18 protein-coding genes are annotated in these 26,599 nt (G+C 33.7%); 1 reads left to right on the top strand and 17 read right to left on the bottom strand.

Annotated features, from left to right (window positions below):
* Positions 1-447: 447 nt before the first annotated feature.
* From AC4FQ3_RS18560 to AC4FQ3_RS18510, 11 genes are all read right to left on the bottom strand, one after another.
* Positions 448-1,191, bottom strand: a complete 744-nt coding sequence (locus tag AC4FQ3_RS18560; RefSeq protein WP_491182834.1) for a rhamnogalacturonan acetylesterase — start codon at positions 1,189-1,191, stop codon at positions 448-450.
* A gap of 92 nt (positions 1,192-1,283) precedes the next feature.
* Positions 1,284-2,633 (bottom strand): glycoside hydrolase family 28 protein, encoded by a 1,350-nt coding sequence (locus AC4FQ3_RS18555; protein ID WP_491182833.1) that lies wholly within the window; start codon positions 2,631-2,633, stop codon positions 1,284-1,286.
* A gap of 128 nt (positions 2,634-2,761) precedes the next feature.
* Complete coding sequence (pelA, locus tag AC4FQ3_RS18550; RefSeq protein WP_491182832.1) at positions 2,762-4,771, bottom strand: pectate lyase; 2,010 nt, start codon at positions 4,769-4,771, stop codon at positions 2,762-2,764.
* A gap of 7 nt (positions 4,772-4,778) precedes the next feature.
* On the bottom strand, positions 4,779-6,377 hold the full coding sequence (locus AC4FQ3_RS18545; protein WP_491182831.1) for a glycoside hydrolase family 43 protein: 1,599 nt from the start codon (positions 6,375-6,377) through the stop codon (positions 4,779-4,781).
* A gap of 193 nt (positions 6,378-6,570) precedes the next feature.
* Complete coding sequence (locus AC4FQ3_RS18540; protein ID WP_491182830.1) at positions 6,571-7,797, bottom strand: glycoside hydrolase family 88/105 protein; 1,227 nt, start codon at positions 7,795-7,797, stop codon at positions 6,571-6,573.
* A 22-nt stretch (positions 7,798-7,819) separates the two neighbouring features.
* Positions 7,820-9,034 (bottom strand): glycoside hydrolase family 88/105 protein, encoded by a 1,215-nt coding sequence (locus AC4FQ3_RS18535; protein WP_491182829.1) that lies wholly within the window; start codon positions 9,032-9,034, stop codon positions 7,820-7,822.
* Between the two features lie 19 nt (positions 9,035-9,053).
* Positions 9,054-10,295, bottom strand: coding sequence for a glycoside hydrolase family 88/105 protein (locus AC4FQ3_RS18530; RefSeq protein ID WP_491182828.1), 1,242 nt, complete (start codon positions 10,293-10,295; stop codon positions 9,054-9,056).
* A 13-nt stretch (positions 10,296-10,308) separates the two neighbouring features.
* Positions 10,309-11,244: an alpha/beta hydrolase fold domain-containing protein gene (locus tag AC4FQ3_RS18525; protein ID WP_491182827.1), complete on the bottom strand. Its 936-nt coding sequence runs from the start codon at positions 11,242-11,244 to the stop codon at positions 10,309-10,311.
* A gap of 100 nt (positions 11,245-11,344) precedes the next feature.
* Positions 11,345-13,021: a RagB/SusD family nutrient uptake outer membrane protein gene (locus tag AC4FQ3_RS18520; RefSeq protein WP_491182826.1), complete on the bottom strand. Its 1,677-nt coding sequence runs from the start codon at positions 13,019-13,021 to the stop codon at positions 11,345-11,347.
* 11 nt (positions 13,022-13,032) lie between these two features.
* Complete coding sequence (locus AC4FQ3_RS18515; protein ID WP_491182825.1) at positions 13,033-16,164, bottom strand: SusC/RagA family TonB-linked outer membrane protein; 3,132 nt, start codon at positions 16,162-16,164, stop codon at positions 13,033-13,035.
* 36 nt (positions 16,165-16,200) lie between these two features.
* Positions 16,201-17,643, bottom strand: a complete 1,443-nt coding sequence (locus AC4FQ3_RS18510) for a glycoside hydrolase family 28 protein (RefSeq protein ID WP_491182824.1) — start codon at positions 17,641-17,643, stop codon at positions 16,201-16,203.
* A gap of 288 nt (positions 17,644-17,931) precedes the next feature.
* On the opposite strand from AC4FQ3_RS18510, the gene AC4FQ3_RS18505 reads away from it, so the two are divergent.
* Entirely contained in the window at positions 17,932-18,960 is a 1,029-nt protein-coding gene (locus tag AC4FQ3_RS18505) for a LacI family DNA-binding transcriptional regulator (RefSeq protein ID WP_073398060.1), read from the top strand.
* Positions 18,961-19,197: 237 nt separating this feature from the next.
* Here the strand turns inward: AC4FQ3_RS18505 and AC4FQ3_RS18500 are convergent, their stop codons facing one another.
* From AC4FQ3_RS18500 to AC4FQ3_RS18475, 6 genes are all read right to left on the bottom strand, one after another.
* Positions 19,198-20,814 carry a UxaA family hydrolase gene (locus AC4FQ3_RS18500; protein WP_042566533.1) on the bottom strand — a complete coding sequence of 539 codons (1,617 nt, stop codon included), beginning with the start codon at positions 20,812-20,814 and terminating at the stop codon, positions 19,198-19,200.
* Between the two features lie 33 nt (positions 20,815-20,847).
* A complete protein-coding gene (locus AC4FQ3_RS18495; protein WP_491182823.1) occupies positions 20,848-22,290 on the bottom strand; it encodes a tagaturonate reductase in 1,443 nt (480 codons plus the stop codon).
* A 217-nt stretch (positions 22,291-22,507) separates the two neighbouring features.
* Positions 22,508-23,179, bottom strand: coding sequence for a bifunctional 4-hydroxy-2-oxoglutarate aldolase/2-dehydro-3-deoxy-phosphogluconate aldolase (locus AC4FQ3_RS18490; protein ID WP_491182822.1), 672 nt, complete (start codon positions 23,177-23,179; stop codon positions 22,508-22,510).
* Between the two features lie 11 nt (positions 23,180-23,190).
* A complete protein-coding gene (locus tag AC4FQ3_RS18485) occupies positions 23,191-24,213 on the bottom strand; it encodes a PfkB family carbohydrate kinase (protein ID WP_491182821.1) in 1,023 nt (340 codons plus the stop codon).
* Between the two features lie 162 nt (positions 24,214-24,375).
* Entirely contained in the window at positions 24,376-25,779 is a 1,404-nt protein-coding gene (gene uxaC / locus AC4FQ3_RS18480) for a glucuronate isomerase (protein ID WP_491182820.1), read from the bottom strand.
* A gap of 24 nt (positions 25,780-25,803) precedes the next feature.
* Complete coding sequence (locus AC4FQ3_RS18475) at positions 25,804-26,595, bottom strand: gluconate 5-dehydrogenase (protein ID WP_491182819.1); 792 nt, start codon at positions 26,593-26,595, stop codon at positions 25,804-25,806.
* Positions 26,596-26,599 lie beyond the last annotated feature (4 nt).

Genomic DNA, 26,599 nt, shown 5'->3' with positions numbered 1-26,599 from the left:
AAAATATTAAGTTTTTATTCATAAATAAAAACTTATAATTATTCTATATTATTTTTTAGTTATCATAATCATTTACTACATAATCATTTTAAAGAAATGATTTAGTTATAGAAAAATAAATACACATATTCATCTTAACATGAGCAATAAGAAACAAAAAAGGAGAAGACAAAGTCTTCTCCTTTAAAAAATTTAAAATATTATTTTTTAATATTTTAAATAAAAAAATAAACTAACCACCAAAAAAAAATGAGAGCCCAAGTTCTCTCATTTTTCGAAAATTACTAAAATATTTGAAAACCCGTCAATATTTAGAATTGCAAATCTCTAAATAAATTCAAATTGTTACTAGACCTAAAAATTATTGCTATAATAAATTAAGACATTCTTTTTGTCTGTTTTAAGCATAACATCTTCACTTTAAAACTAAAAATTAAGGTTACAAAATTATTTAATTCCTATTTTGAGTTTTTCCAAAGACGAATCTTGTATTGTTTTAATTTGATCTACAACAATTTGAGCAATTTTCGTCGCACCTAATAAAGAAAGATGTGTATCATCGGCCTTATCCTTATCATAATAAGCGTTTTCACCAGCTTTAAAATGCAAATGTAATTGTTTTGATTTTTCAGGTCCATAAGACTGCTCCAATAATTCGGTAAGGTATCCCAAATCAATAAAAGGCACTTTATATTCCTGTGCTACTAATCTGGTTTCCAAAGGGTATTCGCCATGTGTAGGCACTAAAACTCCTTTTTGATTAAAATTGCGTCTGGCGATAGAAGTCAGTAATACTGGAATGGCTCCTTTTTCTCTGCTCTCTTTTACAAACTTAATTAAATTATATCTATAGCTAGTATGCGGATTTGTATACCTTGTAGAGTCTTCTATTTTTTCATCATTATGTCCAAATTCAATAAAAACATAATCTCCTTTTTTTAACCTTTTATAAATAGAATCCCAGCGTTTTTCATTAATAAAACTTTTAGTACTTCTGCCATTTACAGCTTTATTTTCGATAACAATATTATCTTTAAAAAAAGGCTGTAAAACCTGCGCCCATCCATGCTCCGGATTACGATCCGGGTCTTTTTTGTTTGCCATTGTAGAATCGCCAATAGTATAAACAGTTGTTTTTTGCGCAAAACAAATAGTCGATATTAAACAGATTATTATTAATTTATATTTCATTGTTTTGTATTATTTGGATATTAGACACTTTTAAGTAAGTCAATAAAAACCTCTGCAACTTTGAACGTTTGTCCCTTTGAACCTCTAAAAAACTATTTTGCCGCAGAAGGAACAGTCGCTCTCTTGCCAATAAAAACATCAGTCATTAAAACATTTTCAGCATTTTCATTTGAAATGGCATTTTTAGCAGATTTAATTTCAATATTCTTCAAAGATATATTTCGGATTTTTTTCTCCGGAAATCCCTGAATTACAATCCCGGATTCTGATGCTTTATTGCACGTAATATTCGAAAAATGAATATTTGAAATATCCGATTGGTAGCCGTGACCTTCTCCATGATAATTAGCTGTCATGTACAAACAATCTTCTACCTCGTCTAATTGTATATTACGAACAAAAATATTTTTTATAAAACCACCGCGATCTGCATTTGTTTTAATATAAATTCCGCGTTTTAAATATCCGACCGTTTTACAATTTTCAACATACACATTCTGAATTCCTGCTGACATTTCGCTGCCTAAAACAACGCCATGAAGTCCTTTAAAGTTACAATTCCTGATTACAATATTCTGGCTTGGCGTGGCAGAATTTACTCTTCCTTCATGATCTCTACCGGCTTTTATGGCAACATTATCATCACCATTATCAAACGTTACATTTTCGATCAAAACGTCTTTAGCATATTCAGGATCAATACCATCGTTATTATAATTCAACGATTTATAACTTATTCCGCGAACTGTAATGCTTTCAGATTTTAAAAGATGTAAACACCAAAATGGTGAATTCTCTATACGGACGTTCTCAACCAAAATATTTTTGCACTTAAAAAACTGAATCATTTGCGGTCGTAAAAAATAACCTTCACCAAACTTCCTGTCTTGTAAAGCAGCATTATTATGATTCATCTCGCGACTCAAATCTTTTCCCTTTGCTTCTTTAGCCTTAAAAGTTTTCCAGGTTTTGCCTCCTTCTCCATCAATTGTTCCTTCGCCGGTTATAGCGATATTATTGCATTCATAAGCATAAATCAACGGGCTGTAATTGTACAAAATGGTGCCTTCCCAACTCGTTAAAACCATTGGTAAATAATCCTGAGGATTATCGCTAAACTTAATTTTTGCCCCTTTTTCAATTTTAAGATTAACATTGCTTACAAAGTGAATTGGCCCGTTGATCTTATAAATTCCTTTAGGCACTATAATCGTACCGCCATTGTTCTTTTTACACAATGCCATGGCTTTGTCAAATGCAGCTTTATTATTTGTTACAGAATCACCTTTCGCTCCCAATTTTGCAATATTTATTTGATACGCAGGAAAAACAGGTAATTGAATTCTGTTTACAATTGAATCAACTTTTGCAGTTGGAAATTCACTATTCTGTGCAAATGAACTTATGCAAATCAACAGAAAGATAAAATACTTTAAATTCATATTTATTATTTAATATATTGTTCACGAGTTTTAACGGATTAAACGGGTTTCCGCAGGTTTATTTTCTAAATTCAGTGATGAAAAATCAGCGTAAGCCCTTTTAATCCGCACAATCCGCGGGCTTATTTTTATTTCGAATACCAATTAGCAATCGAATCTTTTAAAATGTTTTCGATTGTATATTTTTCAGCTTCTTTTTTAGTAAGCTGATGCGACCATGACACCCTGCTTTTAGGCTGAAAACCTTCGCCTTTACAATTGTATTCTGCATAAAAAGCATTTTTTTCAGCATCGGGTTTAGACCAGTTTTCCCAGCCTTCGGGTTTAATATGTTTTCCTAAATCGCAATTTATAAAAACCGTTTTAGCATAAATTCTCCAGGGTCTTCCCAGATAAACGGTCGTCGCTTCTGGATTTGCAGTGAGTTTACAATTCTTAAAAACAAATCCAAACGGAATTCCCTCGGGCGTTGAAGCAGCCGTAACATACGAACTTTTGATGCTTCTAATTTCACAATTTTCGAATAAAACAGTAGCACCTCCAAAAATAAAATCGGTTGTACCTTCGATATAACAATCCTTAAAATACTGTTTTGATTCTTTTCCTGATAAGTATAAAGTGTCCTGATTTCCTAAAATAGTACAATTTGAAACTTGCGCACGATTCGCCACAACTGACAACGCAATTGCCTGTCCATTATCTCCCGAAGTATTTTTAATGGTTAAGTTTGATGCCGAAAAATCATCGCCTTCTACCAAAACAGTAGGCGTATAAAAAGTACTATTTCGACCTAAATTAATTTTCTTAAAGTTATCGTCAAAAGCAATAATCGTGTTTTCTTTGCTTTCTCCCAATAATGTCAAATGCGTATTCCACTCAGGAATACGCACTTTTTCATTATAAGTTCCGTTTTTTATATTTATGATTACTTTTTCATAAGGAAAAGAAGGACTTGCGTTTATCGCATCCTGAATTTTAGTAAAATCGCCAGAACCATCTTGTGCAACGGTTATGAAATTATCTTTTTTTTTTGAAGAAGTTTCCACAGAAGAAACTTTTACACCGTTTTTAATGGCCCAGGCCGAATATTTTTTCAATACTTCTTTTGGTGCATCAGAATACCAGGCGTAACCATTTCGTCTTTCAGACCCAATTTGATCCAAAGATTTTTTTCTGATTCCGTCACGGTCACAAAAGAAAGGTTCATTGGTTTCCAAATCCATAAATCTTGCCCAAATTGGTGCTGCATTTGTAGTGGGAATCATCTTTTTATCTATGATTTTTCCCGCATCATTTAGCACTCTTTTTTCTTCCAGATTCGTGATTTTCGTTTTTTCAAACCAATCGTGAGCGCTTTTAATAGAAGTAATAATTTCAGGTGAAGGTTTTTCAATTGACATTAAAAGCAACACAATTTTTGCCGATTCAAATCCGCTTAACGATACCAATTCAAAAGCTCTGGCATTGGCAGGAGCCAAAGTAACTTCGTCATGTTGCGCGCACCAGCCTGTTAAAACACCATTTTGTTTGTATTGTGTTTTTAAAATACAATCTATTCCTTTATCAAATGATTTTTTAGTTTTTCCGACAATTTCTTTTGATGGTTTTATGCTGTAATAATCAGACTCTTCGCTGATTTCTTTCATAATATTCAAAATATTTACCATCGAATTATCATTGTACGTAATGTGCGTGTAATATCCTTTTTTTAATGGAAAAAACTGTGGCCATCCACCATTATCATACTGTGCTTCAAGCAAATAATTCAGCCCTTTTAAGAACGATTCTTTATATCGTTCATCCTTAACCTGAGCATACATTTTAGACATAAAAAGCATTTCCTGACATGTTGCACCGTTATCAGTTGTTATTTCATGCAAATCACTTTTCAGCTCAATCAGTTTTTGTTTTTCTGTTTCAGTAAGCGCATTTTGCATTTGGATATTTTTTGGCCATCCGCCAATATTTCGCTGGTAAAGCAATACATTTTCCGCAATAGTTTTCGCTTCTGCTGAGGCAAACCATGCTGCATCGTTTTTGCGAATAACATCCGGCCAGTTTTTATACGTGTTTTGGGCATTTAAGCCTAAACTAACAACAAACAGAAAAACCAATATTGTTTTATTTAATTGAATCATTTTTATTTTATTTAGTAATTCTAAACCAATCGACTGCAACATTTCCTGAATCGTTTGTCACTTTTTCGCTCAAGGCAAAAAGTCCAACTTTGGCACCAATCCATTTCCCTTCTTTTGATGTAAAATCGGTTCCAATGGCTTCATATTTTTTATCATCTAAACTATAGAAAAAACTGCAAATACCGCCTTTTTTCACTTTCACACGCAGGTAAATGGTATTGTTTTTTATTAAAACAGGAACCGTTTCTGTTTCAGAAACTTTTTTATCAAAAGTTCCCGTTTTCTGATTCATATATAATTTCCCATTATCATTTTTAAGACATAAGTAACTGTAATCTAACCCCATTATCAAAAGACCTGTCGATTCGCCGTTTAAGCGTGCATTAAAAGTCAGTTTTGTTGTCGTTGTAAATTCTTCTGCAGGAAACTTTTGCAGCAATAAATTTGGTGCTTCAAATATTTTATTACTCTCTTTTATGGTTGGTACACAAAACAAATTCAGATATCCTAAACTTGTCGGAAAACCCCAGTTTATCTGGGCATTTGCCTGCCATTGCCATTGCAAACCTAATTTTGGCAAATTAAACTCATCCGATTCTGCAGGAGTTTCTATTGGATATTTCTTTCCAACATTTGGTTTCTTATAAGTCGTAACCGGTTCTCCTATTCCATTTTTGTCAAAATCCTGTCCCATTACCGGCCAGTCATTTTCCCATTTCATAGGCTGAAGATGCACAATTCTTCCATAAGCACCTTTATCCTGAAAATGTATAAACCAATCCTCGCCCGTTTGCGTTTGAACCCAAGCACCCTGATGTGGTCCGTTTATATTGGTTTTACCCTGCTCTAATACTTTTTTCGTTTCATAAGGTCCAAAAACATTTTTAGATCTTAAAATGGTTTGCCATCCTGTAGGAACTCCTCCTGCCGGGGCAAAAATGTAATAATAATTGTTTCTTTTATAAAACTTTGGTCCTTCAATAGTTCCTTCGCTTTCATGCCCGTCAATGACCATAACTTCATCATTATTCGCAACCGTTCCTTCCGTATTCATGGTGCAAACTACAATCAAACTTTTAATTTTTGCACGACTGCCCGCAAAGGCATGAACGAGATAATTTTTTCCGTCATCATCCCATAACGGACTAGGATCTATTAATCCGGAACCTGCTTTTACCAAAATAGGTTCAGACCATGGGCCTTCTGCTTTTTTGGCTTTTATCATATAAATTCCAAAATCAGGATCGGGGTAATAAATATAAAATTCATTGTTATGAAAAGTTATACTTGGTGCCCAAACGCCGTTGCCATGCTGCACTTTATCAAATGTTTCGGTTGGAATTTGTTTGGTTAAAGCATAGCCAATAATTTTCCAGTTTACTAAATCTTTAGAATGTAAAATGGGTAATCCCGGAATACAATTAAAAGACGATGCCGTCATATAAAAATCATCACCTACCCTAACGGCATCCGGATCTGAATAATCAGCATGAATTATTGGGTTCGTATACGTTCCATCTCCATTATCCGGCACCCAAACCTGAGCAAAATTCTCTTGTATGGAAAAAACCGATAATAATAGAAAAATGATTTTCATATTTTTCATTCTTTGGCAATTAAAAATAATTCAATAATTAGATTTTGTCATTTCGAGGAACGAGAAACCACATAACGGATTTTCGGTTCGTTGCTCTCTAGATGTGATTTCTCCTTCGTCGAAATGACACAACTTTATCTTTATTCTTGACCCTTTGTCGTTACGTGTTACTCATAATTCATAATTCATAATTCATAACAAACTATCTATTCAACTCTAAAGCAGCTAAAATAAAAGGACCAGTTGCTTTAGGATCGTTGTCTTTTTTTCTTTCGTTTACATAATAATCATAAGAACCATCTCTGTACGGAGTACCACCTAAACCTGCAACCTGACAACAATTTGTCAATGTAATTCCTCCATCTTCGTCGACTTTTTTAATTAAGACTTTAGTCAGACCATCAAAAGCTTTGTTCGCCAGTTTTTTGTATTTTGCAGGCAAATATCCCTTGTTTGCTCCTTTTGCAAAAGCATAAGCAAACATCGAAGATCCCGAAGCTTCAAGGTAATTTCCTTTTTCTCCGCCTTTATCCGTAACCTGATACCATAAACCTGATTTTTTATCCTGAAATTTCTCCAAAGCTACCGAAGCATTATTTAAATACTTTACCAATTCTTTTTGTTTTGGATGATCTTTCGGCATATAATCCAGAACGTCAACCAAAGCCATCATATACCAGCCTAAAGCTCTTGACCAAAAGTTTGGCGAATTTCCTGTTTCTTTATTCGCCCATGGCATTTGTTTGCTTTCATCCCAACCGTGGTATAATAAACCTGTTTTTGGATCTGTTGCGTGTAGTTGAATCAATTCAAATTGTTTTGCTATATCATCAAAACTTTTTCCTCCTTCAAAAGTAGCCGTGTATTGTGCATAAAATGGTTCTCCCATATACAAACCGTCCAGCCACATTTGGTTTGGATAAATTTGTTTGTGCCAAAATCCACCGCTTGCAGTTCTTGGCTGTTCTGCCAATTGTTTACGTACTAATTGTAAAGCTTTCAAATATTTATCTTCTTTTGATTCGGCATAAATATCAAAAAGCAAACGTCCCGGTACCACCAAATCGATATTGTATTTATCAAATTCATAGGTTTTAATAGTTCCGTCAGCTTGTACCAATTCATCTACATAACCTCTTATGTAAGCTTTGTAACGAGGATCAGGATTTTTTTTGTTTAGCTCTTCTATAGAATGCAAAACCAGGGCATGAACATAGTCCCATTTCGGTTTTTTAGAATCGTCAATCATATAAGCTTCGGGGTGACGTTTCATCAATGTTAGAGCCATTTTATCAGACCATTTTAAATCTTTAGAAATAACTATTTCCTTTTTTGAAGGTTCCTGCGAAATCACTTTACAACTTGTAAAAGCCATGGCGCAAACTAATAAAACCGACACAAAATAACCTTGCTTTCTATTATTTTTCATTTTAAAATATATTTAAATTCTACTATTTTTCTAATTCAACTGCAGCTAAAATAAAAGGCCCTAATCCGTGAGAATTATCTGTTTTTATTTTCTCTTTAATATAATATTCATAAGATCCGTCACGATACGGATTTCCGCCTAAACCTGCACTGGCGCAAACTTGTGTAATGTGTATTTCGCCATCTTCATCAACTTTTATGAGATTTTTTACAATTCCGTCAAAACCTTTTACAGCTAGTTTTTTATATTTTTCAGGCAAATAACCTTTGTTTACTCCTTTTGCAAAAGCATAAACAAACATTTCAGATCCTGATGCTTCCAGATAATTTCCTTCCTTTTTTCCGGCATCCGTAACCTGAAACCATAATCCAGAAGTATCCTGATATTTTGCAACGGCTGTCGATATTTCGTTTAAATATCCAATCAACTCTTTTCTTTTTGGATGCTCCTTTGGCATATAATCCAAAACATCAACCAAAGCCATCATGTACCAGCCTATTGATCTTGACCAAAAATTTGGCGAAGTTCCTGTTTCTTTATTTGCCCAGGGCATTTGTTTGCTTTCATCCCAGGCATGAAATAATAAACCTGTTTTTTTATCAATCGTATGTAAATGAACTTGTTCAAATTGTTTGGCAACATCGTCTAAATCTTTTCCGTTATCGAATGTTGTGGTGTATTGTGCGTAAAATGGTGCGCCCATATACAAACCATCAAGCCACATTTGGTACGGATATATTTTTTTATGCCAAAATCCACCCGAATTGGTTCTCGGATGCGTCTCTAATTGTTTTCTTAAGGTTTGCAAAGCAGTAAGATAACGATTATCTTTTGTTCTGGAATACAAATCAAAAAGCATTTTTCCTGCGTTGATATTATCTATATTATAATCTTCCAATTTATAATTCAGAATTTCTCCTGAACTATTAATAACCGTTTCGGCATAACCTTTTATATAATCTGCATAAACTGGATTGTTCGTTTTTTTATGAAGTTTTTCAAAAGAGGTCATTAATAAACCAATTTTATAATCCCATTTCGTTCTTTCGTTATTGTCTACCTGCCATGCAATTGGAGCACGTTTCATGATCGAAAGTGCCATTCGCTCTGACCATTTTAAATCCTTAGAAATAATAATTTTTGAAGATTCCTGCGCAATGATTTTACCATTTGCAAATAGCAAAACACAAGTCAGTATTATTAGTGCCAAATAATTTTTATTTCTATTCTTTATCATCTTGAAGAAGCTTAAATTATTATTTATTCAATTGAGTTGCACTTAGCAAAAATGCGGCTAAAGCAGGCGAACTATTATCTTTCGTTTTACTTTTGATATAATATTCGTTTGTTCCATCACGAAAAGGCTTTCCGCCTAAACCAACATTAGATGAAACGTTTGAAATAACCACTTCTCCATTTTCTTCTTTTTTGACAAACTCTTTTACAAAAGTATCAAATGATTTTTGTGCGATCTTTTTATAGTTTGGAGCTAGATATCCTTTATCTGCACCTTTAGCCAAACTATAAATAATCATGGCCGAAGAAGAAGATTCCAGAAAATTGTCTTTCAATTCCGGTTTATCAGTAACCTGATACCACAAACCAGATTCACTTTTATATTTAAGTACGTTTTTTGAAATTTGATTCAAATATCCTACCAGAACTTTATAATTTGGATTTGTTTTAGGATAATAATCTAATGTTTCTACCAATGCCATCATGTACCAGCCAATGCCGCGTCCCCAAATAGTTGGCGACGTTCCTGTTTCGGGATTTGCCCAGCCAATTTGTTTGCTTTCATCCCAGGCCTGATATACTAAACCTGTTTTTTTATCAACCAAATGATTTTGAACCAATTCAAATTGTTTCGCAACATCATCTAATGCTTTTCCGTTTTCATAGATAACCGTGTATTCCGTATAAAAAGGTTCTGCCATGTACAAGCCGTCAATCCACATTTGGTTCGGATAAATTTGTTTGTGCCAAAATCCGCCGCTAGCCGTTCTGGGTTGTGTTTCAAGCTGTGTTCTTAATTGTTGAATTACTTTTAAATAACGATTATCTTTTGTTTCGTCATATAAATTAAAAAGCAATTTTCCCGGATTTACATAATCGATATTGTATTCTTTAAGATCATATTTTTTAATATTTCCGGAACTATCGATCATTTCATCGGCATATTCTTTTATATAATTGAAATACTTTTTATCGTTTGTTTTTTGATATAATTTTTCAAAAGCAGTTAAAACCAAACTCATTTTATAATCCCATTTTGGTTTTTCAGTTCCGTCGATCTGCCATGCTTTTGGATATTTGTTAAGAATAGTCAATGCTGTTCTTTCCGACCATTTAAGATTATCAGCAAGAGCTTTATTTTCATTAGTCTGCGCCACCATTTTACTGCCAAAGATTAGTAGCAAAACAATTACGCTTTTTCTGTAATTTACGTTTATAACACCAAATAAAACTAAAGCTGTGCCTGCGATTTTTGTTTTCATTTTATTTGTAGTGTTATTTAAATATTTTGTCTAAAAATTGCGTTGTATAAGTAATGGTTTCAGTAAACCAGGGTTCAAAAAACCAAAAAGAATGCGGTGAATCCTGAATTGTTTTAACTTCACTATAAATTTTGTGCTGATTTAAAATTGCAATCATATCATCTCTGCCAGCATGAAATCTTTCAAAACTGCTATTAATAAATAGTATTGGCGGTGTATTTTTGTCTGTATGGCTTAAAGCCGAAGCATTTTTCCAGTTCTCCGGTTTTTCATCATACGAACCTCCCAGCCAAAAAGATGCCATTTTACCTTCTGAAGATTGTGGATGCCTAAAAGCTAAAACGCCATCTACATTAATAATTGCATTTACTTTTGAAGAAGATTTACTTTTGAAAGCAGCTTCTTCAAAACCCGAATTTTCATTTGTTGTACCAATCAAAGCTGCCATTTGTCCTCCCGAAGAGCAACCTAAAACCGCAATTTTGTTTGGATCTACATTAAATTTTCGTGCATTATCTTTTATAAATTTAATCGCATTTTTTACATCATAAACTCCTTCCGGATATTTTGCTTCTAATGATAATCTGTATTCGATAGCAAAACAAGAATAGCCTTTTGAAGCTATTTCTTTTGCCAAATCATGCATCTGATTTTTATTTCCTGATCTCCAGCCTCCACCATGAATCATGATTACTGCCGGATTTGATTTTTGCTTCTTAAAATAAAAAGCATCTAAATGTAATGTTCTATCTTTTCGCTGCTGATAAATAACTTCCTCACTTTCAGCCACATCGGTATTATTCTTTTCCTGCGGAATTGTGATAAAAGGATATTTTTTGATTAATTTATTATAAGTACTTTTTAAGGTATATGAAGTATCAATGCTATAATTGCTTTGAGCAAAAATGGCATTAGAAATCAATAATATAATAAAAAGCTTTTTTTTCATCTGAAAAATCCATTAACAGTTAAGAAAGGAGTTTGAAATAATATCAAACTCCTTTTTAACTTCTTCAAAAAACTAAAATCTCAAAAAAATTATCAAATTACTAATAACCTGGATTTTGAGGAAAATCTTTATTTTGATTTAAATCTAATGCAGTTTGTGGTATAGGTCTTAAAATTTTAAGTGCTCCGTCTACCCCAACAAAATTTGCTGCTTTTATTTTATAATTGTGTGCAGAAGCTCTTGCAACAAGAGTTCCTGTACGTTTCAAATCAAACCAACGTTTGTATTCTCCAAGTAATTCTCTACCTCTTTCATCTAAAACATAATCGATATTAAATTCTCCGATTGTAGCATTGGCAACACCGGCTCTTCTTCTCACTTCATTTAAACGGTCTAAACCTGTAGAAGGAACTCCTGCTTTTAAATAAGCTTCGGCAGCAATTAAATAGGTTTCTCCAAGTCTTGAAACAATAATATCTCTTGTACTTACAGGACCTGTACTTGATGGTGTAGTTGGATCCGGATCGTCAAATTTCTTAACAGGAATAGTATAACAATCTAAATTTTTAATTAAAGTGTGTGCTGCAGAATATTCTCCCCAAGGATGATAAACAAAAGTCGATGCTTTTCTTGAAGCATTTGCAGTATCCCAAGCTAATTTGTCTGCAGGAGTAAACCATTTTGGCTCATAAAAATGTCTCACTTTTAAAGCGGTTGGATTTGTACTTCTGTAGTAAGGATAATAAAGAGTTGTTTTTGGTTTACCGTCAGAGCCTGTTGTAGTTTCTTCAAGAATTTCTGTCATAAAAGTAGCTTCCCATCTTTTATCTCCTTTTTCATATAATCCTAAAGCATAATCTGTTGGACATAAATTATAACTTCTTAACGGAGCTCCGGTCTCAGCACCTCCTAAATAAGAACTAAAATAATAAAACTGATTATTTCCTAATTTTGTAGGATCTGTACTAGTTGAATTTTTATCGTATTGAACAGAGAAAATAGTTTCTGCATTCAAGTCATTTCCTGGTTTAAACAATTGGTCAAAAGCCAGATTTAGAGCTTGTCCTGCAATTGCAGCATCAGCATAAGCTGCAGCTTTAGCAAAATCATCAGCTTTACCAAAAGTTTCGTATCCTCTTGTTAGGTATACTTTTGCTAATAAATCGTTTACAGCTCTTTTATTTACTCTGCCGGTTGTACTGTAAGTTCCTGTACCTACACTTGCCAATGCAGCATCCAGATCTGTAATGATTTGAGTATAAACTTCCTCAGCTGTATTTCTTTGAAATGACAATATTGGAACAGTAACATGTTCATTAGCAATTGAAACACCTCCGTACGACTGAACCAATAAAAAATAAGCATTGGCTCTCAAAAATCTAGCCTCTCCAACAAGAGTATTTAAATTTGATGTTTGCTCAGTTACTGTAGAATAATAAATAGTTTTATTTACAGACTGAATTAATTGATAACAAGAATTATACAATTCATCTACATTACTCGATGAAGGAATTAATAAAGTATATTGACTTAAACCTGCTGGCTCAGGAGTTCTTCCTTCTGCATACATGTCAGTTCCTGATTCAAATAACCACGGATTACCTCCATAAATTCCTTTAAGCCACGCATAGTTTGAATTTACCAGCAATTGAAAACCTGAGGATGTTTTATAAGTCTCATCAGCAGGTACAAAAGATTCACTGTTTTCTTCAATATAATCACTGCATGAAGCAAAAACAGTAACAATTATTCCTAAAATTAATATTATTTTTTTCATTTTATATCTTATTAAAATTTAACACTTAGTCCCAATTGTGTAGTAACAGATGCAGGACGATTTACACCAAAAGGTGAACCAGCCCACTCTGGATCATATCCATCAAAATCTGTGAATACAAATGGGTCTAAAACATTTACATAAATTCTAAAATTACTCATCTTTAATTTTTTAAGTAAATCTGAATTGAAAGTGTAACCTAGAGATATATTTTTAATTTTAACATAAGATGCATCTCTGTAATATCCAAATAATGATGTCCAGTAAGCACCTGCACCAGTCGCAACAGGACCCGGTCTAGGATTTTCATTATTAGCATTTGCTTCTATACCTGTACCATTTGTTGGTATGAAATAATCCATTTTAATTTTTTGACGACCTCTATCACTTACGTCAGCAAAATTTTGGTGAAAAGTACTTAGTACCGTTTGTCCCTGACTTGTAATTACTGAGAAATTGAAATCAAACTGACCTACATTTAAACGAGAATAGAAACTTCCCTGCCATTCCGGATTTGGATTACCAATTACCGTTCTGTCATCCTGATTAAATTTACCGTCTCCGTTTAAATCTTTTGGTCTTGCCTGACCAGGAGCCATTCCATAAGAAGTAGCCTGAGCAGCTTCGCTCTCTTGCCAAACACCATCATAAACATAATTGTAATTAGGATTTAGAGGTGATCCTAAAATCAAATTATTTCCAATATCACTTACTTTATCCTGATTGTAAATTGACTCTAATTTGTTTACGTTTTTAGTAAATGTAAAAGTAGTTTCCCAACTAACCATATTTGTTTTAATATTCTTAGTTGTTAATAGCACTTCTATACCTTTATTACTAACAGATCCAACGTTTGAATAGGTGTTTTTCCAACCAGATTCTGCCGGTAATTGCTGTTTGTAAATCAAATCGTCAGATAATCTGTCGTAAACATCTACACTACCTGTTATTCTGTTTCTTAAGAAACCAAAATCAAGACCTAAGTTAACCTCTCTTGTTTTTTCCCAGCCTAATAAAGGATTTGCAAGAGTTTCTGATTGCCAGCCCGGAACTACAGTATTACCACTAGCATAAAATGTTTGCTGATTTAATAAAGCTTGTGAGGTATATGGCGCAACGTTATCGTTTCCTGTATAACCTAAACTCGCTCTCAATTTTAAGTCTGAGATTGTAGCATTATTTTCTAAAAATGGTTCTTTGCTAATTTTCCATCCTAAAGCAACTGATGGAAAACTTTCCCATTTTGCTCCTTCTGCCAATACAGATGAACCATCCCATCTATTTGATGCTGTTAATAAATATTTATCTCTAAAAGTATAGTTTAAACGTACTGCATAAGAGCTTAGTGAGTTTTTAGCATAAGCCGATCTTACCACATAACTTGACTGAACTCCTGAACCAATATTATCTGTTCCGGTATCAAAAGGCTGTGTATTAGAATATAAGTAAGAACTTTTATCTACATTAGAATACAAACTTTGTAATAATAGCAAACTAAAATCGTGTACTTGATTAAAAGTATGTTTCAAATCAATTTGATTATCCCAAGTGTAATTAAAGTTATTTAAATTTTCAAGAGAAGATGAATTCTTACCATTTAAAGTAACACCTGCATTAGATTGAGCTCCATAAGCAGCACCTTTTTCGGTATCCATAATTCCCGCAGCAAATGTTGTTTTGAATGAAAACCACTTAATTGGCTGATATTGAAAATAAACATTTCCTACAGTCTGCCATGTATTTTCTTCCTGAGATGAATTAGCAATTTCTACTAATGGGTTTACTGTACTCGTTTTATTGATAGCCCATGATCCGTCAGGATAAGTTAACTTTCCAGGTAGAAAAAACTGTGTTCCTACTAATTCATTTCCTGCAGCATCAATAGCCCAAGGAGACATAAGCGGACTTAATCTAAAAGCATCCTGCATAGCCAAATCACTACCTAATTGTGAATCGATACGAGCTATTGTAATATTTGCTCCTGTAGAAAATTTATCGTTGATTTTATGATTTAAGCCAAGTTTAAAAGAATATTTATCTGTTGAATCATTATCGATAAGTCCTTTATCTGACTGAATACCAAAACCTAAATTATAACTTAAACCAGACTCTGAACGTCCTGAAATGTTTAAATAATTATTCTCGGTCATTCCTGATTTAAGTACCGCATCATACCAGTCAAAATTATAACCACTATTTGCTCTTGAAACTAATAATGGACTTTGATTTCCTGCTAAAGCCGCCAATTGTGCCGGAGTTTGAGTCGCAGGTGTTGCGCTCATATAAGCTGTTTGGTGAAATTTCCACCATTCTGCTCCAGACATCATTTCTGGTAATCTTGCAGCCGTTTTAGTTCCGTATGAAGTATCAAAAGTGACACTAATACCAGCTTTGGCACTTGTACCGCTTTTAGTTGTTACGATGATAACCCCATTAGATCCTCTTGAACCATAAATTGCAGCCGAAGACGCATCTTTCAAAACGTCCATTCTGGCGATATCCTGTGGATTTAAAAAGTCAATTCCGTCCATTGGCACACCATCCACTACATATAAAGGAGTTGAACCAACCACTTTTGGATTACTTGAATCAGATACTAATGAATTATTTCCTCTAATTACAACTTTAAATCCGTCGCCGGCACGTCCTGAACTAGATGAAATTTGAACCCCTGGAGTACTTCCCTGAATTGCTTCTAAAGGGTTTATTGTATTTCTTTCTGTAATAGTTGCTGCACTTATCGTACTTACAGAACCTGTAAGGTCTGTCTTTTTTACAGATCCATATCCTACAACAACAACTTCATTTAGTGAGTTTGATGCTTCTGCAAGACTCACATTTACTTTGCTTTTCCCCACAATACTAACTTCCTGCGTTTGAAAGCCTAAATAACTAATAACTAGAGTGGCTTTATTATTAGTAACATTCATTTTAAAACTTCCTTCAAAATCTGTTGAAGTTCCGTTTTTAGTTCCTTTTTCCTGAATATTTACCCCTGGTAAGGATAATCCTGATGCATCTGTAATTTTCCCTTCAATTACAGTCGATTGAGCGCTCATCGTAGCACTCAACAGAAAATTCAGGAAAAATAAAAATACAAGATTGCATTTTAAGTTTTTCTTTAAAATTTGTTTAATCTTCATAGTTTGGTTTATTGGTTAAAAATTGTTAGTTTTCTTTTAAAAGTTTTTACTTGATTCTACTTTTTTGTCATTGATATAGGTATTAATAAAATTGATGTTCTTTACATTTTTTAATAGATAAATCGAATCTACTTTTTTAATTACAACATTTTTTAATGTAATATTTTCCACCGGTGATTCTGCATAACCTTCTGCCCTAACACTATATTTACCACCATTTTTTACATTAATATTTTCAAGAGATATATTTCTGATAACTGGTATAAAGTTTCCAGTCTGCGAGCCATATACATTATAAAACATGTTTAATTTTAAAACGCATTCCTTTACGGTTCCAATCTCAAGATTTCGAACATACACATCTTCAATAACCCCTCCTCTTTTTGAATTGGTTTTAATGCGGATTGCCCTGTCAAGATTTGGACTGTCCATTACGCAGTTTTCAACAAAAACATTATTTACTCCTGCAGAAATTTCACTGCCAATTACAACTCCACCGTGACCATCAATCATTTTACAGTTTTGAACAATGATATTTTTACTTGGTATTGCAACTCTTCTTCCATCGGCATCTCGTCCTGCTTTGATGGCAATACAGTCATCTCCGGTATTAAAAGTGCAGTTTTTGATAATGATGTTTTGAGAATATTCAGGATCACAGCCGTCATTATTTGGTCCATGGCTGTTTACCGTTACGCCATCAATAATAATATTGTTTGATTTTAAAGGATGAAGAATCCAGAAAGGAGCATTTATTACGGTAATATCTTTTACAAGAACCGTATTACATTCAAAGAATTCGATAAAATTCGGGCGTAAATAACGTCCTTCACCAAAAACTCTTTCCGCAACAGGAACATTTTTTTCGGCCATATCTACTAAAACCTCACGATTTGTGGGATCATTTTGTGACGGAATTCCTTTTTGCCAGCCGTAACTTTTTCCGCCAGACCAAACCCACCAATTTGTGCTGTTAGCCTGACCGTTTAAAGTACCTTTTCCGGTTATGGCAACATTGGTTTTATTTTTTGCATATATAAGAGGAGAATAATTCATTAATTCTGTTCCTTCCCAAGAAGTGTGAACTATTGGATAATCTTTTGGATTTGTACTAAAAAGAATTTCGGCCTGATTATCTAAATGTAAATTCACATTACTTTCTAAATGTATTGCCCCCGTTAAATACTTCCCATTTGGCACAATTACTTTTCCTCCGCCATTTTCAGCACAAGCTTTGATTGCTTTTGCAAAAGCTGCTGTATTTAAGGTCTTTCCATCAGCAATAGCACCAAAATCATTTATGTTATACGTTTTGTCCGAAAAGTGAGTTTCAGGAATACTTTTTACAATTAAATCCATTTTTTTCCATGGATTTGCCTCTGAAATAGTAGAAACTTGCTTGCCACAGGATAAAACCAATGAAATAATTACAATGAAAAAGGCAATCGATTTAAACGTTATAAGCTTATTTGTAGTCATTTACGCGGTAATTTATTATTCTATTCAATTAAAACACAATATTCATGTAATCGATTACACGAAAATAGAAAATTACAATGGATGCACCAAATTTATTTAGAAAAAAATTATATATTTAATTTTTATTACTAATTTTATTTACACATTGCGTAAAAAAAGACATAATTTATTATCATTGTAGAACAGAAAACGTTTTAGATATAAATTATGGTAATCGATAACAATTTATATTAGAATATCTAAAAAAAATGTATTTTTGTCTGTAAATTAATCAAAAACTATTTTTGAATGAGCGAAAAAATAACCATCTATGATATTGCAAAAAAGCTAAATATCACTGCAGCTACGGTTTCAAGAGCGTTAAACAATAACCCTAAGATAAAAGAGAGTACGCGCGAACTGGTTATAAAAACCGCAGCCTCAATGAACTATAAGCAGAACAAATTGGCGCTGGCTTTAAAAAGTGGTCGCAGCAATAACATTGGTGTAATTGTTCCTCGTATAGATAGTAACTTTTTTGCTTCGGTAATTCGTGGTATTGAAGAAGAGCTTCATCCTCATGGTTATCAGGTAATTATATGTCAAACTCATGAAGATTCCAAAAGAGAAAACGAAAACCTCTATACCTTAATAGACGCTCAGGTTGATGGAATACTAATGTCTGTAACTGCGGTTACAACCGAAAATGATGGTGCTTTTCATAATGTATTAGAAAAAAATGTTCCGTTGATCTTTTTTGATAGAAGTAAACATATTGACGGAGTAAGTTCTGTAACCATTAATGACTTTAAAGGCGGTTATATGGCAACTAAGCATCTTATTAATGAGGGCTGCAGATGTATTGCTCATTTATCTGGAGATCAGTCACTTGAAATTTTCAAAAACAGGTTTTTAGGGTACAAACAAGCTTTATTGGATAATGGAATGATTTTTAAGGAAGAACTTGTTATTCCTGTAAAAAGTAGTGTTGATGCAGGAAAAGAAGCCGTTGATACTTTACTACAACTTCAAACCAGACCAGACGCTATATTTTCTTCGAGTGATTTTGCAGCTTTAGGAGCTATTCAGGAATTAAAAGAGAGAAATATCAGTATCCCAAAAGAGTTTTGTGTAGCAGGTTTCAGTAATGAACCTTTTACTAAATTTATGGAATTATCAATAACTTCGGTAGATCAGTCGCCACTTGAAATGGGAAAAATGTCAGCACGCGTTTTCCTTGAACAAGTAGACAAAACCGAGACTATTAAAATTGAAAAAAAGGTAGTTTTAGCACCAGAATTACACATTCGTAAATCATCTTCAAGAACAACTTCATAACATATAAACTATTGTCTATTTATTATTTTAACCATTAAGATATTAAGTTTCATTAAGCTCAAAGTTTATTCCTTAATGATAAATTAAGTTTATTAAGCTAGTCTTTATTTTCTTAATATCTTAATGGTAAAATTTTAAGTTACAACAGACCCAAAGCTTAAATTTCTTAATTTCTTAATGGTAAAAAAACAAAAAAGCTCACTGTTTAGTGAGCTTTTTTTATATAGTTAACTTCTATTAAAGTGAAACTCCTCTTTTCCAAGGAATAAAGTCGTTTTGATTTAAGATTGCAGCTTTGGTTTTAACAGTACCACTGGCTACATCAATAATAAATTCAAGCATTTCGTCTGCCATTTCATCAATTGATTTTTCACCTGTGATGATTCCTCCGGTGTCAATATCGATAATATCTGACATCTTTTTAGCCAATTCAGTATTAGATGAAATCTTAACAACCGGTGCAATCGGGTTTCCTGTTGGAGTTCCTAAACCTGTTGTAAACAACACCATATTTGCTCCAGAACCTACCATTGCAGTCGTACATTCTACATCGTTTCCTGGCGTACATAACAATGTAAAGCCTGGTTCATTAATATATTCTCCATAATCGAAAACACCTGTAATTGGTGAAGTCCCTCCTTTTTTAGCAGCACCAGCAGATTTCATTGCATCTGTAATCAAACCGTCTTTGATGTTACCCGGAGATGGATTCATGTCAAATCCTGAACCTGCATCTACAACTGTTTTTTCGTACCATTGCATTAAGTCTAAGAAACGTTTTCCATCCTTATCATCTACACAACGGTTTACCAATTCCTGCTCTACTCCACAAAGTTCAGGGAATTCAGAAAGAATTGTAGTTCCTCCTAAAGCAACTAAATGATCAGATAACACTCCCAAAGTTGGGTTTGCAGAAATTCCAGAGAATCCGTCAGAACCACCACACTCTAAACCAATTCTTAATTTAGACAATGGCGCAGGCTCTCTTTTTATATCGTTAGCTATTTTAATAGCTTCAAAAGTATCTTTTACAACACTGCTCAACATGGTTTCAATTGTACCAATTTGTTGTTGATCGTAAATCAAAACTGGTTTTTTACTGTTTGGATTAATAGCATCCAACGCATCTTTGAAGATTTGAATTTGAAGATTCTGACATCCTAAACTCAAAACTGTAGCTCCGGCAACGTTTGGATTATTTACATATCCGGCCAATAATTTAGCCAGACTATGCGAATCCTGACGAATTCCTCCACAACCACCCTGATGCGTGATAAATTTTACTTCAATGTTATTGAATAAATTAGCATCGTTAGAAGCTGCTTCATTACCAGTTCCGCCTGTTTCTGTTTTTACCAAAGAACGAAGTAACAACTGATAATCGTTTTCTTTAGGTTTCATTAATTCCTTCTCGAAAATATCTTTTAGGATTTCGATATTTCTGTTTTCACAAAAAACTAACGGGAAAAACAACCAAACATTCTCAGTTCCAACCTGACCATCTTCTCTATGATAGCCCTGCCACGTTCTATCTTTCCATTTGTCAATATTTGGAGAATTCCATCCAATCGTTTCGGTTTTACCTGTTACTTTATCACTTTCATGTTTTACATTTTCTGTAGAAAGTAAACCTCCTTTTTCAATTCTGGCACTTGCTTTTCCAACCAAAACACCATACATAATAATACGCTCACCTACTTCAAAAGTATGCATGGCGATTTTATGTTTCATTTTCACATCAGATACAATTGTAATATCTTGTCCCTCAAAGTTGATTACTTCACCAGCAACCAAATTCACTAATGCAACTGCTACATTATCTGAAGGGTTTACTTTTATTAATTTCTTTTGCATGATTGTTATTTTTTAAAAGTACGTGTAATCTAATTAATATTGTTTGCTAAAATTAGCAAATCCTTTTTCTATTCCGTTTTCTTCAATCTCATTCAAGGCCAATACTAAAGCTTCAGGTAAACCATTGATTTTAGTTAAATCTTCACCCCAGAATTCTGTGTTAGCTAATATTTTAGCAACAACTAAATCTGCAGATCCCAATTGCCATGCATTTTTAAATGCTTCAACTATCTCTGGAGAATCTTTTACAGGCAATGTTTCGCTATTCCATGTTCCTTTATAGAATTGAATTAAACTCGCTAATGAAAAAGTCAAATTAACAGGCAATTTTTTGTTAGCATTATAATATCCTAATAAACTAGGCAAAACTCTTACTTTGAATTTTGAAATCGAATTTAATGCAATATCAGCCAATGCATGTTTGATAAATGGATTTTTAAATCGGTCCATTACTTCCTCAGAATAAGCCGTAATTTCATTTTTGTCCATATCAAGCGTTTCACTAATTTCACCAATAACGCCGTCTACAAATTTTCCGGTAAAATCTCCGTTAACAGTTTCCATCACTAATTTGTTACCATACAAAAGTGAAAAAGGAACCATTGCAGTGTGCGCACCGTTTAAAATACGAACTTTAATCATTTTAAAAGGACGTATATCATCAACGATTTTTACATTCAAATTCGTTTTATGAAAAGGCAATTTTGCTTTTAAATCCTCACCACCTTCAATAGCCCAAAGAAAGAAAGGTTCTGCAGCAACAATTAAATTGTCCTGATAATCTAATTTATTATTGTATTCTTCAATTTCAGCTCTTGGATATCCAGGAACAATTCTGTCAACCAAAGTACTGTGATACGTACAAGCATCTGATACCCAAGTTTTAAATGCATCCTCTAATTTCCATAAATCAACATATTGCAAAATATATTTTTTCAGCGTTTCTGAGTTATAATCAATCAATTCGCAAGGAATGATCGTTACTGCTTTAGAAGCATCTCCATTGAAATGCTTGAATCTTTCATACAATAAAACAGTCAGCTTTGCAGGAAATGAAACTGGCGGCTTCATATCCGGAGTATCACTTTCAATGAATTCAATACCGGCTTCAGTAGTATTTGAAACAATAAACTGAAGTTCTTCTTCTTTCGCTAAAGCTAAATAATCTGCAAATTCGGTATACGGATTTATTGCTTTTACAATATTAGTGATTAACTCAATATCTTGTATTTTTTCGCCCTTTTTAATTCCGTTCATAAACAAAGTATAAAGACCATCCTGATCATTAATCAGGTGCACCATACCGTCTTTCAAAGGCTGAACCATTGCAATACCAGCATTAAAATCAACTTCTTTATTTAGTTTGTGAAAAGCGTAATCAACAAAAGCTCTTAAAAAATTACCTTCTCCAAACTGAACAACCTTAATTGGATTTAATTTTTCTAATCCTGTATTTTTTCTGTTTAACTGTTTCATTTTAAATTCTTAAAGTGTTATAAATAACCACGATAAATACCTTATTGCTTTTATAAGAAGTTTTTTTAATTGTAAAAGAAACATTACACTTGTAAGAGTAAAATACAATTTGCTGTGAGGAGTGACAAGCTGTATTTAGCAAGCGTAATGCTCAATTACAAAACGTTAAAATCTAAAAAAAACTGCAATTCAAATAAGGAATCGGTATGATTACTCCTTATTTATTTTTAATATTTTGGATGATCTCAAGAACCTGACTCACTTTTGTTTTCAGTCCGTCATAATCATTGTTATCTAATATATCTTTCGAAATTAATTGCGAACCCAATCCAACACAAGTTGCTCCTGCATTTAACCAGGAAGACAAACTTTCAACCGTTGGATAAACACCTCCTGTTGGCATAATATTCGTCCACGGGCAAGGTCCTTTTATAGCTTTAATAAACTCTGGTCCGTAAATATCAGCAGGGAATAATTTTACAATTTCGCAGCCTAATTCTTCGGCTCTTGCAATCTCAGAAAGTGTTCCGCAGCCTGGCGACCACAATACTTTACGACGATTACAGGCAATTGCAATATCTTCTCTAAAAACCGGAGTTACAATAAAATTGGCACCCAAACTCATGTATAATGATGCCGAAGCAGCATCTGTAACAGAACCAACTCCCAGAATCATTCCCGGTAATTCTGCCAAAGCATATTTGTTTAAAGCACCAAAAACTTCGTGGGCAAAATCGCCTCTGCTGGTAAATTCCATTAAACGGGAACCACCATCATAACAGGCTTTTAGTACCTTTTTACTGATTTCAATATCCGAATGAAAAAATAGCGGAACCATTCCGTTATCTTTCATTTGCTGCGCTACTTCAATTCTTGAATATTTTGCCATTTCTATATTATTTATCTTGATACTAATCCCGCAGAATCACCACCAAGCATGTTTTCAACTTCTTTTAATGTAACCAAATTGTAATCGCCGGCAATGGTGTGTTTTAAGCAACAAGCCGCAACTGCAAAATCCAAAGCTTTTTGATTATTATTTTGATATTGTAACAATCCGTAAATCAATCCGCCCATAAAAGCGTCTCCACTACCTACTCTGTCTACAACCGGAGTTACTTCTTTTACGGCAGCGTGGTAAATGGCTTTTCCATCAAATAAAACCCCGCCAATTCTTTGATGCGATGCACTTACAGAATAACGTAATGTTGTAGCAACAGTTTTTAAATTCGGAATCAAATCAAATAACTTCGTATATAAAACCGGAAGTGATTTTTCATCCTGATAATTTGGGTTTACTTTCGGAATTCCCAACATAAAATAGGCTGTATCAATATCTCCCAAAATAACATTACTGTATTGCAGCATTTCTGGCATAACATCGCTTGGCGCTTTGCCATATTGCCACAATTTTGATCTGTAATTTAAGTCGCATGAAATCATTATTCCCATTTTGTGCGCCACTTTAATTGCTTCTAAACAAGCCTCGGCAGCACTTTGAGAAATTGCAGGCGTAATACCGCTCCAGTGAAACCAATCTGCACCTTCCAAAACTTTTTCCCAGTCAATTAACCCTTTTTCAATAGTTGCCATCGAGCTGTGTGCACGGTCGTAAACAACGTTGCTCCCTCTTGTGCCAGCTCCTGTTTCAAGAAAATAGATTCCTAAACGTTCTCCTCCAAAAATTATATTTTTAGATTCTACATTCATTTTTCGTATTTCTCTCAACGCAGATCCGCCAATTTCGTTTTCAGGCAATCTTGTTACAAACTCAGCATTTAAGCCATAATTTGCCAAAGACACACAAACATTAAACTCACCGCCACCATAAGTAGCTCCAAATGCTGTAGATTGTGCAAAACGCAGGTGTCGCTCTGTCGAAAGACGTAACATAATTTCACCGAATGCAACTATTTTACTCATATTATTTTATTGTTTTACCAGTAAAAAGATTTTTTTTCACCATTAAGAGATTAAGAAAATAAAGTTTTAGATTAAATCAAACTTAACATATAGTATAAACTCTTTCTTCTTTCTTCTTTCTTCTTACCTCTTTCTTCTATATTCTATTCTCTATATTCCCAATTAAAATTTGAAATATTCCTTTGCGTTGTTGTATGAAATATCAGCAACCAGTTTTCCAATCCATTCCATATCTGCAGGAAGTTCACCTCTTTGGATTTCATCACCTAAAAGATTACATAAAATACGTCTGAAATATTCGTGTCTTGGGAAAGATAAAAAGCTTCTTGAATCTGTCAGCATTCCAACAAAACAGCTAATTAATCCCATGTTTGAAAGGGCATTTAATTGCTTTGTCATTCCGTCTTTCTGATCTAAAAACCACCATCCTGAACCAAACTGAACTTTTCCTCTAACGCTTCCGTCATTGAAATTTCCAATCATCGTCGCCATAACTTCGTTATCAGCCGGATTTAGGTTATAAATAATGGTTTTTGTCAATTTATCTTTGCTGTCTAATGCATTTAAAAATGAAGACAGTTTTTGTGCCTGTGGATAATCTCCAATAGAATCCCAACCTGTATCAGGTCCTAAGATTCTGTGCATGCGTGCATTATTGTTTCTTAAAGCGCCTAAGTGAAATTGCTGAACCCAGCCAAATTCGTGATAAGTTTCAGATAAAAACAATAAAATAGCACTTTGAAATTTCAAAGCTTCTTCTGGTGTTATCGTTTGGTTTTCTCTTTTCTTTTTGAAAATTGAATTTATTTCGCTTTCTGTAAAGTTCTCAAAATAAATCTGATCTAAACCATGATCGCTTAATTTACAGCCATTTTGGTTAAAGAATTCGATTCTTTTTCTCAATGCAGTTTGTAAGTCTGTGTAAGTATTAATCGCAATTCCGGATACGTCCCCCAACGTATCCAGATATGCGTTATAGCCATCATTTGAAATAAGGATAGCTTTATCGGGTCTGAATGCCGTGCTCATTTTTGTTCCAATTGGGTTTTTAGCCAGTTTCTGGTGAAACTCTAAAGTATCAATTGGGTCTTCTGTAGTACAAACCAATTCAGCGTTTACTTTTTTAAGCAAGTTTTGTGTGCTGTATGCTTGGGAATTTATTTTTTCTGAAGTTTCGATATAAATTTTCTCTGCTGATTTTTCATTCAGCAAATCATAAATATCAAAATAACGCGCCAATTCTAAATGTGTCCAGTGGTACAAAGGATTACGCATCGTGTACGGAACGGTTTTCCCCCAGTTTAAGAATTTATCTTTATCAGAACCATTTCCGGTTACAAACTGTTCGTTGATTCCTAATGTACGCATTGCACGCCATTTGTAGTGATCTCCATTAATCCAAACCTGCGTAATGTTGTCAAAGATTTTATCTTCTGCAATAAACTGCGGATTTAAGTGATTGTGGTAATCTATAATGGGCTGATTTTTTGAGTAATTGTGGTATAACTCTTCAGCATATTTATTTTCAAGTAAAAAATTATCGTTTATGAAAGTCTTAGCACTCATGTCTTTTTAATTATAATTGAGAATTTATTCTTCGTTTGACGGTTTACCAATTGTAGCCAGGATTCCTCCATCAACAAATAAAATATGACCGTTAACAAAATCACTTGCTTTTGAAGATAAGAAAATTGCAGCTCCTGCTAAATCGCTTGGATCACCCCATTTAGCAGCCGGAGTTCTGCTAATGATAAAATCATTAAACGGATGTCCGTCAACCCTGATCGGCTTTGTTTGTTCAGTCGCAAAATAACCCGGTCCAATTCCGTTGATCTGAACATTGTATTTTGCCCATTCTGTTGCCATATTTTTAGTCAGCATTTTTAAACCGCCTTTTGCAGCAGCATAAGCACCAACCGTATTACGACCTAATTCGCTCATCATAGAGCAAATGTTGATGATTTTTCCTTGTCTTCTTTCGATCATTCCTTTGGCAACATGCTTGGAAACGATAAAAGGAGAAACCAAATCAATATCAATTACTTCTTTAAAATCAGCAACTTCCATATCGATAAGCGGAATTCTTTTGATGATTCCCGCGTTGTTAATCAAAATATCAATTGGCCCAACTTCGCTTTGTATTTTTGCAACTGCTTCTTTAACCTCTTGCTCAACAGTTACATTAAATCTATATCCAACCGCATTTATTCCTTCACTTTTAAGTTCAGCAACAGCATCATCAATTTTTTGTTGAGATGAATTTCCGTTTACTACAATTGTAGCTCCCGCCTGCCCTAAACCTTTTGCCATTGCCATTCCCAGTCCGTGTGTACTTCCTGTAATAAGGGCAACTTTTCCTTTTATATCAAATAAGTTTATCATATTC

This window comes from Flavobacterium sp. AK-345 (assembly GCF_058310175.1).
The sequence above is the reverse complement of the archived record's forward strand: the minus strand, read 5'-3'. Positions and strand labels throughout refer to the sequence as shown.

What these genes read in the sequence shown, in the direction of transcription:
- pelA (WP_491182832.1), bottom strand. Translation starts at nt 4,771, where the DNA reads ATGATTCAATTAAATAAAACAATATTGGTTTTTCTGTTTGTTGTTAGT.
- AC4FQ3_RS18475 (WP_491182819.1), bottom strand. Translation starts at nt 26,595, where the DNA reads ATGATAAACTTATTTGATATAAAAGGAAAAGTTGCCCTTATTACAGGA.
- AC4FQ3_RS18525 (WP_491182827.1), bottom strand. Translation starts at nt 11,244, where the DNA reads ATGAAAAAAAAGCTTTTTATTATATTATTGATTTCTAATGCCATTTTT.
- AC4FQ3_RS18500 (WP_042566533.1), bottom strand. Translation starts at nt 20,814, where the DNA reads ATGCAAAAGAAATTAATAAAAGTAAACCCTTCAGATAATGTAGCAGTT.
- AC4FQ3_RS18540 (WP_491182830.1), bottom strand. Translation starts at nt 7,797, where the DNA reads ATGAAAAATAATAGAAAGCAAGGTTATTTTGTGTCGGTTTTATTAGTT.
- AC4FQ3_RS18530 (WP_491182828.1), bottom strand. Translation starts at nt 10,295, where the DNA reads ATGAAAACAAAAATCGCAGGCACAGCTTTAGTTTTATTTGGTGTTATA.
- AC4FQ3_RS18485 (WP_491182821.1), bottom strand. Translation starts at nt 24,213, where the DNA reads ATGAGTAAAATAGTTGCATTCGGTGAAATTATGTTACGTCTTTCGACA.
- AC4FQ3_RS18545 (WP_491182831.1), bottom strand. Translation starts at nt 6,377, where the DNA reads ATGAAAAATATGAAAATCATTTTTCTATTATTATCGGTTTTTTCCATA.
- AC4FQ3_RS18495 (WP_491182823.1), bottom strand. Translation starts at nt 22,290, where the DNA reads ATGAAACAGTTAAACAGAAAAAATACAGGATTAGAAAAATTAAATCCA.
- AC4FQ3_RS18555 (WP_491182833.1), bottom strand. Translation starts at nt 2,633, where the DNA reads ATGAATTTAAAGTATTTTATCTTTCTGTTGATTTGCATAAGTTCATTT.
- uxaC (WP_491182820.1), bottom strand. Translation starts at nt 25,779, where the DNA reads ATGAGTGCTAAGACTTTCATAAACGATAATTTTTTACTTGAAAATAAA.
- AC4FQ3_RS18560 (WP_491182834.1), bottom strand. Translation starts at nt 1,191, where the DNA reads ATGAAATATAAATTAATAATAATCTGTTTAATATCGACTATTTGTTTT.
- AC4FQ3_RS18510 (WP_491182824.1), bottom strand. Translation starts at nt 17,643, where the DNA reads ATGACTACAAATAAGCTTATAACGTTTAAATCGATTGCCTTTTTCATT.
- AC4FQ3_RS18520 (WP_491182826.1), bottom strand. Translation starts at nt 13,021, where the DNA reads ATGAAAAAAATAATATTAATTTTAGGAATAATTGTTACTGTTTTTGCT.
- AC4FQ3_RS18515 (WP_491182825.1), bottom strand. Translation starts at nt 16,164, where the DNA reads ATGAAGATTAAACAAATTTTAAAGAAAAACTTAAAATGCAATCTTGTA.
- AC4FQ3_RS18505 (WP_073398060.1), top strand. Translation starts at nt 17,932, where the DNA reads ATGAGCGAAAAAATAACCATCTATGATATTGCAAAAAAGCTAAATATC.
- AC4FQ3_RS18490 (WP_491182822.1), bottom strand. Translation starts at nt 23,179, where the DNA reads ATGGCAAAATATTCAAGAATTGAAGTAGCGCAGCAAATGAAAGATAAC.
- AC4FQ3_RS18535 (WP_491182829.1), bottom strand. Translation starts at nt 9,034, where the DNA reads ATGATAAAGAATAGAAATAAAAATTATTTGGCACTAATAATACTGACT.